Source organism: Streptomyces sp. NPDC059696, from assembly GCF_042733745.1.
In the GTDB taxonomy this organism is placed as follows: domain Bacteria; phylum Actinomycetota; class Actinomycetes; order Streptomycetales; family Streptomycetaceae; genus Streptomyces.
This window is the reverse complement of sequence record NZ_JBHWFG010000015.1, coordinates 140,391-155,565: the sequence shown is the minus strand read 5'-3', so window position 1 is coordinate 155,565 and position 15,175 is coordinate 140,391. Positions and strand designations below refer to the sequence as shown.

Genomic DNA, 15,175 nt, shown 5'->3' with positions numbered 1-15,175 from the left:
GCTTGATCATCGAGGGTTACGCCCGTCACACAGCCGCCTTCAGGCCGTTGTGAGGTGCAATGAGGTCGCGGAGCGTGTCACATTGGGCCGAACGGGTGACTCTGCGCAAGAATTGCCCGATGCAGACAGCGAGCGCGAGCCAGGACGGAGCATGCCGGTGAACAGCCACGATGTCACCGACGAACAGTGGGAGGGGCTCGCCCAGGTCGTTCCACTGCGGGGCCGGGACGCCTGGCCGTCCGCCGTCGGCCACCGGTCCATACCCGAGGCCGAGACGCAGACCCGCCGCCGCTTCGTCGTCCTGCGTGTGAACGTCTTCGCCGACGCCCGGGACGTCGCCGAGCGGCTGATGGCGGGCGTCCCCGTCCTCCTCGACCTCACGGGCGCGGAGACGGAGGTCGCCAAGCGGGTCCTCGACTTCAGTACGGGCGTGGTCTTCGGCCTGGCCAGCGGAATGCACCGGGTGGACCGCAACGTGTTCCTGCTGACGCCGGCGGGGACCGAGGTGACGGGGCTGATGGAAGGGGCCGGGCTGCCCGGGGTGTAGGCGGTAACCCGATCGTAGGAAGCCCTCGACGACGGAACGGTTCGTCCCCCGCGCGGAACCCTACGGTCCCGACATGACCCAGCCCGCTCCCCCCACCGCGCCCGTACCCTCCGACCGCCCTGACCGCCCCGACCGCCCTGACCGCCCCGACCGCCCTGACCGCCCCGACCGCCCTGACCGCCCTGACCGCCCCTGTGTCACCGAACTGCGCCTGGCCGCCTTCACCACCCACCGCCGGGCCGTGTTCCCGCTCGGGCCCCTCACCCTCCTCGCCGGTCGGAGCGGCTGCGGCAAGACCAGCGCGCTGCGGGCGTACGAGGCACTCGCCCGCCTCGGGGGCGGCGCCGAACTCGGTGCGGCCTTCCCCGACCCCGTGGCCTGCGTACCGGAGCGGGCCCGGCCCGACGCGCAGCGCCGGCGCGGCTTCCGCATCGGCTGCACGGCCGACGGCCCCGCCGGCCCGGTCCGCCTCGACGTGGCCGTCCAGGCCGAACCCGAACTGCGCGTCGTGGGGGAGCGGTTGACGGCCGATGGCCTGATCCTGCTGGAGACCGCCCTGCGCGACCCGGGCAAGCGCGCCGTGCAGGCCGCCTGGCACACGGCCGGGCCGACGCCCGTGACCCGCGGCCCGCTCCCGGACGACCGGCTCGGCACCGCCCTGCTGCCCCTGCGGGTCGCCGGCAAGACGCCCGGGCAGCGCAGGGTGCTGGCGGCCGCCGAGCAGATGGTGGTGGCCCTGCGCTCCGCCTTCGCCTGCGACCCCCAGCCCGCCCTGATGCGCGGCCCCGTCACGGCCGGGTCCGGCCGTCTCCTGGGAGGCTGCGGCAATCTCGCGGACGTGCTGTGGCGCACTCGCGCCGAGTGCGGGCGACGGCACGCGCAGTTCGTGGCGGCGGCCCGGGCCGGCTGCACCGGGCCGGTGACGGACGTGCTCGCCCGGCTGCACGGCGACGGGACGGTCGCCGCCGCGGTCGACCGGGGCGACGGCCTCCACACGGACCTGGGGCGACTCGGGCACGGTGAACTCCGCTACCTCGCCTTCGCGTTGGTCCTTCTCACCGGGCCCGGTGTGCTGGAGGTCGATCCGGCCGGCGAGGTGCCCGCCGCACTCCAGACGCTCACGATCCTCGCCGACGGCTTCGACCGTGGCCTGGATCCCTGCCAGCAGCGGCAGTTGCTCGGCCTCGCGGCCCGGATGTGCGAGCGCGGGCACATCCGGCTCGTCGGCGCGGTCGGCGACGGTTCGTGTGCCGCGGGGACGGAGGGGGTCACGGTGGTACACCTGGACCGTGACTGATCCACTGGACGCATCGCAGCCCGGCCCCAGCGGCGCACCCCCGGACGTGGCGACCCTGCAGCGACGGCTGGCCGAGTTCGCCGCCGCCCGGAAGTGGCAGCCGTACCACACGCCCAAGAACCTGGCCTCGGCCCTCAGCGTCGAGGCGTCGGAACTGGTCGAGATCTTCCAGTGGTTGACGCCCGAGGAGTCGGCGCGGGTGATGGCCGACCCGGACACCGCGCACCGCGTCAGGGACGAGGTCGCCGACGTGCTCGCGTATCTGCTCCAGCTGTGCGAGGTGCTCGGCATCGACCCGCTGGCCGCACTGGAGGCGAAGATCGACCGCAACGAGCGGAGGTTCCCGATCTAGCGGTACCGGCCCGCTGCCTGGAACAGCAAAGTCCACTTGTACTCTGCGTAGCCGTGTCGCCGCTTGAATCCGAATTGTTGTCCGCAATTTTCCGCCTTCCTCTGGCTTTTCGTCTCACACCACCTCACGCTGGGTAGTGAACAAGGGAGTGCGGGCAGACGGACGCGCGCAGCGCGTCGGACAAGACGGGGGCAGCGCATGGACGCGGTGCGGCTCATCGTGACGAGCAGGCGGTCCCTGGCGGCGGGCGGCGACGCGCGGGAGACCCTGGCCGAGGTGTGGCAGGCGCAGGCCCTCGCGCAGGCGATAGGCAGCCGCCTGGCGGTCGCCGGACCACCCGAACTGCGCGGTGAGGCCCTGGGGTTGACGGAGCTGGCGGGCCGGGGCTGCGGTGTCCTCGACCCGCCGGAGCTCGCCCCCGGAGAGCTGCGGGCGAGTCAGCTCACGGAATTGGGCGACGCCCACCACACCCTGATGTACCTCGGCGGCCTCCTGGGCGAGGTCGGAATCGCCCTGGTCGCCCTGGCCAGCGCCGCGGACGACGAGGGCACCTACTGGCAGTGCATGGAGGCCATCGACGCGGCGGACGAGTCCCGCGACCGTGTCCGGGAAATGCTCCGCAGACTCGCCGACCGGGAACAGGCCCTGCCGGAGCGGGAAGCGGGGTAGGGCTGCCGGGAGCGCAGTGTCGGGCCTTGGGGCGGTGTCAGGCCATGAACACGAGGTGGCCTAGCCCGCGCGCCCCTCCTCCAGCGCCGCGCGCTCGGTGTCTCCCACCGCCCGGGCGCCCACGTCCCCCGCCGTCTGCAGGTCCACGCCCCCCGCCGTCTGCACGTCCGCGTCTCCCGACGCCTGAAGATCAGCTTCCAACACCGACAGGTCCGCGTTCAACGCCGCCATCAGCTCCTCCATCTGCTGCAACAGCCCTTTCGGCTGCCCGGTCCCGCCCTGCTGCGGCACGGTCTCTTCGGACATTGACGGCCTCCTCGGCCCCCGGCCCGGTGAGGCCGGCGCGGGTGACGCCCCGGCGGTCCACCCCCCGGCGCGGAAGCCGGGGGCTCCGGCTCCGCCCGAGCCAACGATCATCGTCGGAGCCGGTCACTGGCCCGGCCGGGCGGCGGCTGCGGTATTGACGTAATTTCACCCGACCGGGGACCGGCGTGGACGGGGGACCGATCCCGTGATCGTCCGTCCCGGCGGGGCAGGATGGAGGGCATGGATCTTCGCATCTTCACCGAGCCCCAGCAGGGGGCCACCTACGACACTCTGCTCACCGTCGCCAAGGCCACCGAGGACCTCGGCTTCGACGCCTTCTTCCGTTCCGACCACTACCTGCGCATGGGCGCCGTGGACGGCCTGCCCGGCCCCACCGACGCCTGGATCACCCTCGCCGGACTCGCCCGCGAGACCAAGCGCATCCGGCTCGGCACCCTCATGACCGCCGGCACCTTCCGGCTGCCCGGCGTGCTCGCCATCCAGGTCGCCCAGGTCGACCAGATGTCCGGCGGCCGCGTCGAACTCGGCCTCGGCGCGGGCTGGTTCGAGGAGGAGCACAAGGCCTACGGCATCCCCTTCCCCAAGGAGAAGTTCGCGCGCCTCGAAGAGCAGCTGGAGATCGTCACCGGCCTGTGGGCGACGGAGTCCGGCAAGACCTTCGACTTCCACGGCACCTACTACGAGCTCACGGACTCTCCCGCCCTGCCCAAGCCGGTCCAGCGGAAGATCCCCGTGCTCGTCGGCGGCCACGGCCCGTCCCGCACGCCGCGGCTGGCCGCGAAGTACGCCGACGAGTTCAACATGCCCTTCGCCTCCGTCGAGGACAGCGAGCGCCAGTTCGGCCGGGTCCGCGCCGCCGCCGAGGAGGCCGGCCGCGGCGGCGACGACCTGACGTACTCCAACGCCCTCGTCGTCTGCGTCGGCCGGGACGAGGCGGAGGTCGCCCGCCGGGCCGCCGCGATCGGCCGCGAGGTGGACGAGCTGAGGCTCAACGGCCTGGCCGGTTCCCCGGCCGAGGTCGTCGACAAGATCGGCCGCTACGCCGAGGCCGGTTCGAGCCGCGTCTACCTTCAGGTCCTCGATCTGGACGACCTCGACCACCTGGAACTGATCTCCGCGCAGGTGCAGTCGCAGCTGTCGTAACCGGTCCCACCCGGGCGCCCTCGATATCCGAAGGCGCTGGTGGGCACAGGTGTGCGAAGCTGTGGGCGTCGTCCTGCCGAGCCCCCAGGATCACCATTCCTGGGGGCTCTCGCACGTACGGCACCGAACACATCCACCCAGCCGGAGAGGCCCTCCGCATGTTCCTGACGATCACCACCACCGGCACGCCGGAACGCCCCGCCACCGACCTCGGCTACCTGCTGCACAAGCATCCCGACAAGGCGCAGGCGTTCTCCACCTCCTACGGCACCGCCCACGTCCTCTACCCCGAGGCCGAAGCCGGGCGCTGCACGGCGGCGCTGCTGCTGGAGGTCGACGCGGTGGCACTGGTCAGGCGCGGCAAGGGCAAGGGACGCGGCGGAGCCCCGGACGCGGTCCTCGCGCAGTACGTCAACGACCGCCCCTACGCGGCCTCGTCCCTGCTCGCCGTGGCGCTGAGCAGCGTCTTCTCCAGCGCGATGAAGGGTGTCTGCAACGCCCGTCCGGAGCTGCCCGGCCAGGCCAGGCCGCTGCGCGTCGAGGTGCCCGCGCTGCCCGCCCGCGGCGGCGCCGACCTCGTACGCAAGCTCTTCGAGCCGCTCGGCTGGACCGTCACCGCCGAACCGGTGGCCCTGGACGCCGAGTTCCCCGCGTGGGGTGACTCCCGGTACGTCGGCCTCGTCCTGGAGGCGGACACGCTCACCCTCGCCGAGGCCCTGCGCCACCTCTACGTCCTGCTCCCCGTCCTCGACGACGCCAAGCACTACTGGGTCGCCCCCGACGAGGTCGACAAGCTGCTGCGCGTCGGTGAGGGCTGGCTGCCCGGCCACCCGGAGCAGCGGCTGATCACCAGCCGCTACCTCTCGCGCCGCTGGTCGCTGACCCGGCAGGCCACCGAGCGCCTGGAGCTGGTGCGGCTCGCCGAGTCCGACGACAGCGAGGTCGAGGAGATCGACAACGCCGTCGAGGCGGAGACCGAGGCCGAGGAGAAGCCGACCCCGCTCGCCGTGCAGCGCCGGGAGGCGATCGTCACGGCACTGCGGCAGGCCGGGGCCGCCCGGGTCCTCGATCTCGGCTGCGGCCAGGGCCAGTTGGTGCAGACCCTGCTCAAGGACCCGGCGTTCACCGAGATCGTCGGCGTGGACGTGTCCATGCGGGCGCTCACCATCGCCTCACGGCGGCTCAAGCTGGACCGCATGGGCGAGCGGCAGGCCTCCCGCGTCCAGCTCTTCCAGGGCTCGCTCGCCTACACCGACGTCCGGCTCAAGGGCTACGACGCCGCCGTGCTCAGCGAGGTGATCGAGCACCTCGACCTGCCCCGGCTGCCCGCCCTGGAGTACGCGGTGTTCGGCTCGGCGCGTCCGAGGACGGTCCTCGTGACCACCCCGAACGTCGAGTACAACGTGCGCTGGGAGTCCCTCCCGGCCGGGCACGTCCGGCACGGCGACCACCGTTTCGAGTGGACCCGGGCGGAGTTCCGCGCCTGGGCCGAGGCGGTGGCCGAACGGCACGGCTACGCGGTGGAGTTCGTCGCCGTGGGTCCCGACGACCCCGAGGTGGGACCGCCCACCCAGATGGCCGTGTTCACGATGACCACCCCGAAGGAGGCGAAGGCGGCATGACCGACGAGAAGCAGGGGCGCGTGCTGCCCGTCACCGACCTGTCCCTGGTGGTGCTGATCGGGGCGTCCGGCTCCGGCAAGTCCACCTTCGCCCGCAGGCACTTCAAGCCCACCGAGGTCATCTCCTCCGACTTCTGCCGCGGCCTCGTCTCGGACGACGAGAACGACCAGGGCGCCACCAAGGACGCCTTCGACGTCCTGCACTACATCGCGGGCAAGCGCCTGGCCGCCGGCCGCCGCACGGTCGTGGACGCCACCAGCGTGCAGTCCGACGCCCGCCGTCAGCTGGTCGACCTGGCCAAGCGTTACGACGTGCTGCCCATCGCGATCGTGCTCGACGTGCCCGAGGAGGTGTGTGCCGAGCGCAACGCGGCCCGCACCGACCGGGCCGACATGCCCCGCCGGGTCATCCACCGCCACACCCGCGAACTGCGTCGTTCCCTCCGGCACCTGGAGCGCGAGGGCTTCCGCAAGGTGCACGTCCTGCGCGGCGTCGAGGAGGTCGAGCACGCCACCGTCGTCACCGAGAAGCGCTTCAACGACCTGACCCACCTCACCGGCCCGTTCGACATCATCGGCGACATCCACGGCTGCGCCGCCGAACTGGAGGCCCTGCTCGGCAAGCTGGGCTACGTCGACGGGGTCCACCCGGAGGGCCGTACGGCCGTCTTCGTCGGCGACCTGGTCGACCGCGGCCCGGACAGCCCCGGCGTGCTGCGTCGCGTCATGGCGATGGTGAAGTCCGGCAACGCCCTGTGCGTGCCCGGCAACCACGAGAACAAGTACGGCCGGTACCTGCGCGGCCGCAAGGTCCAGCACACCCACGGCCTCGCCGAGACCATCGAGCAGATGGCGGGCGAGAGCGAGGAGTTCGTCGCCGAGGTGCGGGAGTTCCTCGACGGCCTCGTCAGCCACTACGTCCTCGACGGGGGCCGGCTGGTCGTCTGCCACGCCGGTCTGCCCGAGAAGTACCACGGCCGCACCTCCGGCCGGGTCCGCAGCCACGCCCTGTACGGCGACACCACCGGGGAGACCGACGAGTTCGGCCTGCCGGTGCGCTACCCGTGGGCCGAGGACTACCGGGGCCGGGCCGCGGTCGTCTACGGCCACACCCCGGTTCCCGAGGCGACCTGGCTCAACAACACCATCTGCCTGGACACCGGCGCGGTCTTCGGCGGCAAGCTCACCGCGCTGCGCTGGCCGGAGCGCGAGCTGCCCGACGTCCCGGCGGAGCAGGTCTGGTACGAGCCGACGAAGCCGCTGCGCTCCGAGGCGCCCGGCGGCCAGGACGGCCGCCCGCTGGACCTGGCGGACGTGCGGGGCCGCAGGGTCGTGGAGACCCGGCACCAGGGCCGCATAGCGATCCGTGAGGAGAACGCGGCGGCCGCCCTGGAGGTCATGAGCCGCTTCGCGGTGGACCCGCGGCTGCTGCCGTACCTCCCGCCGACCATGGCCCCGACGGCCACGAGTCAGGTCGAGGGCTACCTGGAGCACCCTGAGGAGGCCTTCGCCCAGTACAGGGACGACGGTGTCGCCCGGGTCGTGTGCGAGGAGAAGCACATGGGGTCGCGGGCGGTGGCCCTGGTGTGCCGCGACGCGGAGGCCGCCCGCACGCGCTTCGGCGTCGGGGGTACCTCCCGCTCGAGCGCAGCCGAGAGCGGGGGAGGCCCCACCGGTTCCCTCTACACCCGCACCGGCCGCCCCTTCCTCGACGACGAGGCCCTCACCGAGGAGATCCTGGACCGACTGCGCACGGCGATCGGCGAGGCCGGTCTCTGGGACGAACTGGAGACGGACTGGCTGCTCCTGGACGCCGAGCTGATGCCGTGGTCGCTCAAGGCCTCCGGGCTGCTGCGGTCGCAGTACGCCGCCGTGGGCGCCGCGTCCGGCGCGGTGCTCCCGCGGGCGCTGGCCGCCCTCCGGGGGGCGGCGGCACGCGGCGTGGACGTGGCCGGGCTGCTGACCCGCACCGGTGAACGCGCCACGGACGCCGCCGCGTTCACCGAGGCGTACCGCCGCTACTGCTGGACCACCGACGGTCTGGAGGGCGTGCGCCTGGCGCCGTTCCAGATCCTCGCGGTCCAGGGGCGCAGTCTCGCCGGCCTGCCGCACGACGAGCAGCTCGCCCTGCTCGACCGGCTCGTCGAGCACGACGGCAGCGGCCTGCTCCAGACCACCCGGCGCCTCTACGTCGACACCGCTGACCCGGAGTCGGTCCGGGCCGGCGTCGACTGGTGGCTGGAGATGACCGGCCGCGGCGGTGAGGGCATGGTCGTCAAGCCGGTCGGCGCGGTGGTCCGCGACGGCCAGGGCCGCCTGGTGCAGCCCGGCATCAAGTGCCGGGGCCGCGAGTACCTGCGGATCATCTACGGTCCCGAGTACACGCGCCCGGAGAACCTCGCCCGGCTGCGCTCGCGCTTCCTCAACCACAAGCGGTCCCTGGCGATCCGCGAGTACGCCCTGGGCCTGGAGGCCCTGGACCGGCTGGCCGGGGGCGAACCGCTGTGGCGGGTGCACGAGGCGGTGTTCGGGGTGCTGGCACTGGAGTCGGAGCCGGTGGACCCGCGGCTGTAGCGAGGGCCCGGCCGGGCACCCGGTGACCGGATGCCCGGCCGGGCGGGGCGGGGGAGGAGCGCGGCCCTTCCCCCGGCGCCCCCTGCGGTGCCGCCGCGCCGCACCCCCCGCGCCCCCCTTGTCGTCACCCCGACGCGAACAGAAGCGCGTCGAAACCTGCGGGACGTGCGTCAACTCGGGCCCCGGCGGTCAGGATGGATGCATGGCATACCACGTCCACTCCGAGGCCGGGCGCCTGCGCCGAGTCATCCTGCACCGGCCCGATCTCGAGCTCAAAAGGCTCACCCCCAGCAACAAGACCTCGCTGCTCTTCGACGACGTGCTGTGGGTGCGTAGGGCCCGCGCCGAGCACGACGGGTTCGCCGACGTGCTGCGCGACCGCGGTGTCGCCGTCCACCTCTTCGGTGATCTGCTGGCCGAGACGCTCGAGGTCCCGGCGGCCAGATCCCTCGTCCTGGACCGGGTCTTCGACGAGAAGGAGTACGGCCCGCTGGCCACCGACCCGCTCAGAGCCGCCTTCGAGAACCTCCCCGCGCGGGAACTGGCCGAGGTCCTGGTCGGCGGCATGACCAAACGCGAGTTCCTCGACGTGAACCCCGAGCCCTCCTCGGTGCGCTTCCACGTCATGGAGCTGGACGACTTCCTGCTGGGCCCGCTGCCCAACCACCTCTTCACCCGCGACACCTCCGCCTGGATCTACGACGGCGTGTCCATCAACGCCATGCGCTGGCCCGCCCGGCAGCGCGAGACCGTGCACTTCGAGGCGATCTACCGGCACCACCCGCTGTTCCGCGACGAGACCTTCCACGAGTGGTCCGAGGGGCAGGCCGACTACCCGTCGACCATCGAGGGCGGGGACGTGCTGGTCATCGGCAACGGGGCGGTGCTCATCGGCATGAGCGAGCGCACCACCCCGCAGGCCGTGGAGATGCTCGCGCACAAGCTGTTCGCCGCCGGTTCGGCCGAGACGATCGTGGCCCTCGACATGCCCAAGCGGCGTGCCTTCATGCACCTCGACACCGTGATGACGATGGTCGACGGCGACACCTTCACCCAGTACGCGGGCCTCGGCATGCTCCGCTCGTACACCATCGAGCCGGGCGTCGGCGAGAAGGAGCTGAAGGTCACCGACCATCCGCCGGAGCACATGCACCGCGCGATCGCCGCCGCCCTCGGCCTGAACAAGATCCGCGTGCTGACCGCCACCCAGGACGTGCACGCGGCCGAGCGCGAGCAGTGGGACGACGGCTGCAACGTCCTCGCCGTCGAACCGGGAGTCGTCGTCGCCTACGAGCGGAACTCCACCACCAACACCCACCTGCGCAAACAGGGCATCGAGGTGATAGAGATCCCGGGGAGCGAGCTGGGCCGCGGCCGGGGCGGGCCGCGGTGCATGAGCTGCCCGGTCGAACGTGATCCGGTGTAGGAGGCGGCCCCGCCCCGGGAAGCCCTCGTATAGGCATGCTGCCTTTCGTATAGTATTCCAGCAGTCTGTGTCCCCCGTATCCCTGGAGCGCCCCCATGGCGACTGTCCCGACCGCCCTCGCGGGCCGCCATCTGCTCAAAGAGCTGGACTTCACCGCGGAGGAGTTCCGCGGCCTGGTCGAGCTGGCCGCCGACCTCAAGGCCGCCAAGAAGGGCGGGATCGAGCCCCGGTACCTCCAGGGCCGGAACATCGCGCTGATCTTCGAGAAGACCTCCACCCGCACCCGCTGCGCGTTCGAGGTCGCGGCCGCCGACCAGGGCGCCTCGACCACGTACCTCGACCCCTTCGGCTCCCAGATCGGGCACAAGGAGTCGGTCAAGGACACCGCGCGGGTGCTGGGCCGGATGTACGACGCCATCGAGTACCGGGGTGACAGTCAGCAGAAGGTGGAGGAGCTGGCGGCGCACGCGGGGGTCCCCGTCTACAACGGGCTCACCGACGACTGGCACCCCACCCAGATGCTCGCCGACGTGCTGACCATGACCGAGCACTGCGCCAAGCCGCTGAGCGAGGTCTCCTTCGCCTACCTCGGCGACGCCCGCTTCAACATGGGCAACTCCTACCTGGTCACCGGTGCCCTGCTCGGCATGGACGTGCGGCTCGTCGCGCCGAAGGAGTACTGGCCGGCCGAGGAGATCGTCGACCGGGCGCGTGCGCTCGCCGGGGTCAGCGGGGCCCGCATCACGCTCACCGAGACCGTGGACGAGGGCGTCCGCGGCGCCGATTTCGTCGCCACGGACGTCTGGGTCTCCATGGGTGAGCCGAAGGAGGTCTGGGCCGAGCGCATCACGGCCCTCACGCCGTACGCGGTGACCATGGACGTCCTGCGCGCCACCGGCAACCCGGACGTGAAGTTCCTGCACTGCCTCCCGGCCTTCCACGACCTCGGCACCCGGGTCGGCCAGGAGATCCACGCGGCCTACGGCCTGGAGTACCTGGAGGTCTCCGACGAGGTCTTCGAGTCGGCCCACTCGGTCGTCTTCGACGAGGCGGAGAACCGGATGCACACCATCAAGGCGGTCATGGTGGCGACCCTGGCCTGAACGGACCCCGCACCCGCGGTCACCCCGGCCGGCGCCGGGCCTGAACGGACCCCACGCCCGCGGTCACCCCGGCCGGTGCCGGGCCCGAACGGACCCCGCACCCGCGGTCACCCCGGCCGGTGCCGGGCCCGAACGGCTCCCGGGCCGGCGCTCACGCCGTCCGGCGCCGCTGTGCCGGTACCGCGTGCAGCCGGAACCAGACCGCCTTGCCGGACTCGGTCGGCCGGTGGCCGCACGAGGAGCTCAGGGTGCGGATCAGCAGCAGCCCCCGCCCGTGCTCCTGCCAGGGGTCGGGCGGGCCGCCGAGCGGACAGGTGAGGTCACCGGGCGGGGAGGGGTCGGTGTCGTGCACCTCCACCTGGCAGCCCGACGGCATCAGCTCCACGACCAGCTCTATGGGCGTCTCGCCCGTGGTGTGCTCCACGGCGTTCGCCACCAGCTCGGCCGTCAGCAGCTCCGCGGTGTCGCAGTCCGCCCCGTGGTCCAGCTCGGTCAGCGCCGTACGGACCAGGGCGCGGGCCACGGGCACCGCCGCCGTGGTGTGCGGCAGCGCGATGCGCCAGGAGGCGGGGGCTGAGGGGAGTTCGTACAAGGCGGGTCCGTTCATGGCGCAGGAGATCCTGCTGTCAACCTGATGAATGGTACGGCGCCGCTCTTCGCAGACGTCCGAGGGGCACCGTCGGAGGCGCCCTTGCCTCCATGCCGGACGGCTTACCCAGGTGGACGCGTCGCCGCGCACCGCTGCTCCCACCGTTACGCCGGTGTGGACGATCTGTGACGGATGTGACCGGGCCGGGTCGCGCCGGGCCCTCACCGAAGTCCTACCCGGACGGTCTATCGCGCACTCATGACGACAGTCACGGATGAGTGATAGCTTCGAGGGGTAGAGCTCAGTGAGGCAGTGCCCGCCCGAGGAGGCCGCACGTCATGAGTCCCTTCACCGGCTCCGCCGCCCGCACCCCAGGCTGGGAGCATCTGCGCGTCGAGATCGCCGACGGCGTCGCGACCGTCACCCTCGCCCGCCCCGAGAAGCTCAACGCGCTCACCTTCGGCGCCTACGCCGACCTGCGCGATCTGCTCGCGGAGCTGTCCCGGGAGCGGTCCGTACGGGCCCTGGTGCTGGCCGGCGAGGGCCGTGGCTTCTGCTCCGGCGGCGACGTCGACGAGATCATCGGCGCCACCCTCGGCATGGACACCGCCCAGCTCCTCGACTTCAACCGGATGACCGGCCAGGTGGTCCGCGCCGTCCGCGAGTGCCCGTTCCCGGTGATCGCGGCGCTGCACGGTGTGGCGGCGGGCGCCGGAGCGGTCCTCGCCCTGGCCGCGGACTTCCGTGTCGCCGACCCGACCGCCCGCTTCGCCTTCCTCTTCACCCGTGTCGGCCTCTCCGGCGGCGACATGGGCGCGGCCTACCTCCTGCCCCGGGTCGTCGGCCTGGGCCACGCGACCCGTCTGCTGATGCTGGGCGACCCCGTCCGCGCCCTGGAGGCCGAGCGCATCGGCCTGATCAGCGAACTGACGGAGGAGGGCGCCGCCGACGAGGCCGCACAGCGACTGGCCCACCGCCTGGCCGAGGGCCCGGCCCTGGCGTACGCCCAGACCAAGGCCCTGCTCACGGCGGAACTCGACATGCCCCTGGCGGCCTCGATCGAACTCGACGCCTCGACCCAGGCCCTTCTGATGACGGGGGAGGACTACGCGGAGTTCCACGCGGCGTTCACGGAGAAGCGCCCCCCGAAGTGGAGCGGACGATAGTGGACGCACCTGAAGGGGTGCGGGGAACTGCGCGACCGGCCCCGACGCGCCCGCACTCGCGCGACGGCGAGAACCGCCCCCTGCGCGTCGCGGTGATCGGCGGCGGCCCCGGAGGCCTCTACGCCGCCGCCCTCCTCAAACGCCTCGACCCGGAACGGCAGATCACCGTCTGGGAACGCAACGCCCCCGACGACACCTTCGGTTTCGGCGTCGTCCTCTCCGACGAGACGCTCGGCGGCATCGAACACGCCGACCCGGAGGTCTACCAGGCCCTCCAGCGGCACTTCACCCGCTGGGACGACATCGACATCGTCCACCGCGGCCACCGGCACACCTCCTCAGGACACGGTTTCGCGGCCCTGGGCCGCAAGCGGCTGCTCGAGATCCTCCACGCCCGCTGCCGCGACCTCGGCGTCGACCTCCGCTTCCGCACCGAGGCCCCGGACGACCTCCCGCGCACCCATGACCTGGTCGTCGCCGCCGACGGCGTCCACAGCACCACCCGCGAGCGTCACGCGGACGTCTTCCGCCCCCGCGTGACGTCCCACCGCTGCCGCTACATCTGGCTCGCCGCCGACTTCCCGTTCGGCTCCTTCCGCTTCGAGATCGCCGAGACCGAACACGGCGTCATGCAGCTCCACGGCTACCCCTACGCCCCGGACGCCTCGACGGTCATCATCGAGATGCGCGAAGAGGTCTGGCACGCCGCCGGTCTCGACGAACTCGGCACGGCGGAGTCGATCGAGCGCTGCGCCAAGATCTTCGCCGAGGCGCTCCACGGCCGCCCCCTGCAGTCGAACAACTCCACGTGGACGACGTTCCGCACGGTGGTCAACGACCGCTGGTCGCACGGCAATGTCGTCCTCCTCGGGGACGCCGCCCACACCGCCCACTTCTCCATCGGCTCCGGCACCAAGCTCGCCGTGGAGGACGCGCTCGCCCTGGCCGCCTGCCTGGAGGAGCAGGGCTCGCTGCCCGACGCCCTGGCCGCCTACGAGGCGGAGCGGCGCCCCGTCGTCGCCTCCACGCAGCGCGCGGCCCGGGCCAGCCTGGAGTGGTTCGAGAACCTCCCCCTGTACGTGGACCAGCCGCCCCGCCAGTTCGCCTTCAACCTGCTCACCCGCAGCCGCCGCGTCACGCACGACAATCTGCGGCTGCGCGACGCCCACTTCACACAGCGGGTGGAGCGCGAGTTCGGCTGCCCGCCCGGCACGCCGCCGATGTTCACGCCGTTCCGGCTGCGCGGACTGACCCTGCGCAACCGGGTCGTCGTCTCGCCCATGGACATGTACTCGGCCGTCGACGGCGTCCCGGGCGACTTCCACCTCGTCCACCTGGGCGCCCGGGCGCTGGGCGGAGCCGGGCTCGTGATGACCGAGATGGTGTGCGTCAGCGAGCAGGGCCGGATCACGCCCGGCTGCGCCGGTCTCTACACCGGCCGGCAGGCCGAGGCCTGGAAGCGGATCACGAACTTCGTGCACGACCGGGCACCCGGCACCGCCGTCGGCGTGCAGCTCGGCCACAGCGGCCGCAAGGGTTCCACGAAACTGATGTGGGAGGGCATGGACGAGCCGCTGGAGGAGGGCAACTGGCCGCTCGTGGCCCCCTCGGCGCTGCCGTACAAGGAGTTCAGCCAGACGCCGCGTGAGCTGTCCCGCGCCCAGCTCACCGACATCCGCGAGCAGTTCACGGCGTCCGCGGTCCGCGCCGCCCGGGCCGGCTTCGACCTGCTCGAACTGCACTGCGCCCACGGCTACCTGCTGTCCGGGTTCCTCTCCCCGCTGACGAACCGGCGCACCGACGCCTACGGCGGCTCCCTGGAGAAGCGGCTGCGCTTCCCGCTGGAGGTCTTCGACGCCGTACGCAAGGTGTGGCCGGGGGAGCGGCCCATGACCGTCCGTATCTCCGCCACCGACTGGGCCGAGGGCGGGACGACCGCCGAGGAGGCCGTCGAGATCGCCCGGGCGTTCGCCGCGCACGGGGCGGACGCGATCGACGTGTCGACGGGCCAGGTCGTGGGCGACGAGCGGCCCGAGTACGGGCGGTCGTACCAGACGCCGCTCGCCGACCGGATCCGCCACAGCACCGGCGTCCCGGTGATCGCGGTCGGCGCGATCTCCTCCTGGGACGACGTCAACTCCCTGATCCTGGCGGGCCGCACCGACCTCTGCGCCCTGGCCCGGCCCCACCTCTACGACCCCCACTGGACCCTGCACGCGGCGGCCGAACAGGGCTACACGGGCCCGGGCGCGCCCTGGCCGGCCCCCTACCGCGCGGGGAGCCGGCGCCCCCAGACGGGCCGCCTGGACGCCCCGAAACCGCGACTGGATCTCGGATGCGGTGACGCCCGCGGACGTTAGG

General features: G+C 72.4%; 13 protein-coding genes. 11 read left to right on the top strand and 2 right to left on the bottom strand.

Annotation, left to right across the window (positions count from 1 at the left end; all coding sequences use genetic code 11):
* The first annotated feature begins 151 nt into the window (after positions 1 to 151).
* The 4 genes from ACFV20_RS18645 to ACFV20_RS18630 all read left to right on the top strand — a co-directional run bounded on the left by ACFV20_RS18645 (position 152) and on the right by ACFV20_RS18630 (position 2,865).
* Entirely contained in the window at positions 152 to 547 is a 396-nt protein-coding gene (locus ACFV20_RS18645) for a cell division protein SepF (protein ID WP_385657904.1), read from the top strand.
* Between the two features lie 73 nt (positions 548 to 620).
* Positions 621 to 1,844, top strand: a complete 1,224-nt coding sequence (locus ACFV20_RS18640) for an ATP-binding protein (protein WP_385657903.1) — start codon at positions 621 to 623, stop codon at positions 1,842 to 1,844.
* Entirely contained in the window at positions 1,837 to 2,196 is a 360-nt protein-coding gene (locus ACFV20_RS18635; protein WP_385657901.1) for a nucleotide pyrophosphohydrolase, read from the top strand. Before ACFV20_RS18640 ends, ACFV20_RS18635 begins: the two co-directional genes overlap by 8 nt.
* A 198-nt stretch (positions 2,197 to 2,394) precedes the next feature.
* A complete protein-coding gene (locus tag ACFV20_RS18630) occupies positions 2,395 to 2,865 on the top strand; it encodes a DUF6099 family protein (protein ID WP_385657900.1) in 471 nt (156 codons plus the stop codon).
* Between the two features lie 60 nt (positions 2,866 to 2,925).
* On the opposite strand, the gene ACFV20_RS18625 is transcribed toward ACFV20_RS18630, so the two are convergent.
* Positions 2,926 to 3,171: a hypothetical protein gene (locus ACFV20_RS18625; RefSeq protein WP_385657945.1), complete on the bottom strand. Its 246-nt coding sequence runs from the start codon at positions 3,169 to 3,171 to the stop codon at positions 2,926 to 2,928.
* Between the two features lie 240 nt (positions 3,172 to 3,411).
* Between ACFV20_RS18625 and ACFV20_RS18620 the strand changes: the two genes are divergently transcribed.
* The 5 genes from ACFV20_RS18620 (at position 3,412) to argF (ending at position 11,059) form a co-directional block, all read left to right on the top strand.
* Positions 3,412 to 4,335 carry an LLM class F420-dependent oxidoreductase gene (locus tag ACFV20_RS18620; protein ID WP_385657898.1) on the top strand — a complete coding sequence of 308 codons (924 nt, stop codon included), beginning with the start codon at positions 3,412 to 3,414 and terminating at the stop codon, positions 4,333 to 4,335.
* A 158-nt stretch (positions 4,336 to 4,493) separates the two neighbouring features.
* Positions 4,494 to 5,957: a 3' terminal RNA ribose 2'-O-methyltransferase Hen1 gene (locus tag ACFV20_RS18615; protein ID WP_385657896.1), complete on the top strand. Its 1,464-nt coding sequence runs from the start codon at positions 4,494 to 4,496 to the stop codon at positions 5,955 to 5,957.
* Entirely contained in the window at positions 5,954 to 8,530 is a 2,577-nt protein-coding gene (locus tag ACFV20_RS18610) for a polynucleotide kinase-phosphatase (protein ID WP_385657894.1), read from the top strand. Before ACFV20_RS18615 ends, ACFV20_RS18610 begins: the two co-directional genes overlap by 4 nt.
* Before the next feature lie 202 nt (positions 8,531 to 8,732).
* Complete coding sequence (locus tag ACFV20_RS18605; protein ID WP_385657892.1) at positions 8,733 to 9,956, top strand: arginine deiminase; 1,224 nt, start codon at positions 8,733 to 8,735, stop codon at positions 9,954 to 9,956.
* Positions 9,957 to 10,051: 95 nt separating this feature from the next.
* Complete coding sequence (gene argF, locus ACFV20_RS18600) at positions 10,052 to 11,059, top strand: ornithine carbamoyltransferase (RefSeq protein WP_385657890.1); 1,008 nt, start codon at positions 10,052 to 10,054, stop codon at positions 11,057 to 11,059.
* A gap of 151 nt (positions 11,060 to 11,210) precedes the next feature.
* On the opposite strand, the gene ACFV20_RS18595 is transcribed toward argF, so the two are convergent.
* On the bottom strand, positions 11,211 to 11,666 hold the full coding sequence (locus ACFV20_RS18595; protein ID WP_385657888.1) for an ATP-binding protein: 456 nt from the start codon (positions 11,664 to 11,666) through the stop codon (positions 11,211 to 11,213).
* Between the two features lie 320 nt (positions 11,667 to 11,986).
* Between ACFV20_RS18595 and ACFV20_RS18590 the strand changes: the two genes are divergently transcribed.
* Together ACFV20_RS18590 and ACFV20_RS18585 are read left to right on the top strand one after the other, a co-directional pair.
* A complete protein-coding gene (locus ACFV20_RS18590) occupies positions 11,987 to 12,814 on the top strand; it encodes an enoyl-CoA hydratase family protein (protein ID WP_385657886.1) in 828 nt (275 codons plus the stop codon).
* Positions 12,814 to 15,174: a bifunctional salicylyl-CoA 5-hydroxylase/oxidoreductase gene (locus ACFV20_RS18585; RefSeq protein ID WP_385657884.1), complete on the top strand. Its 2,361-nt coding sequence runs from the start codon at positions 12,814 to 12,816 to the stop codon at positions 15,172 to 15,174. Before ACFV20_RS18590 ends, ACFV20_RS18585 begins: the two co-directional genes overlap by 1 nt.
* Position 15,175 lies beyond the last annotated feature (1 nt).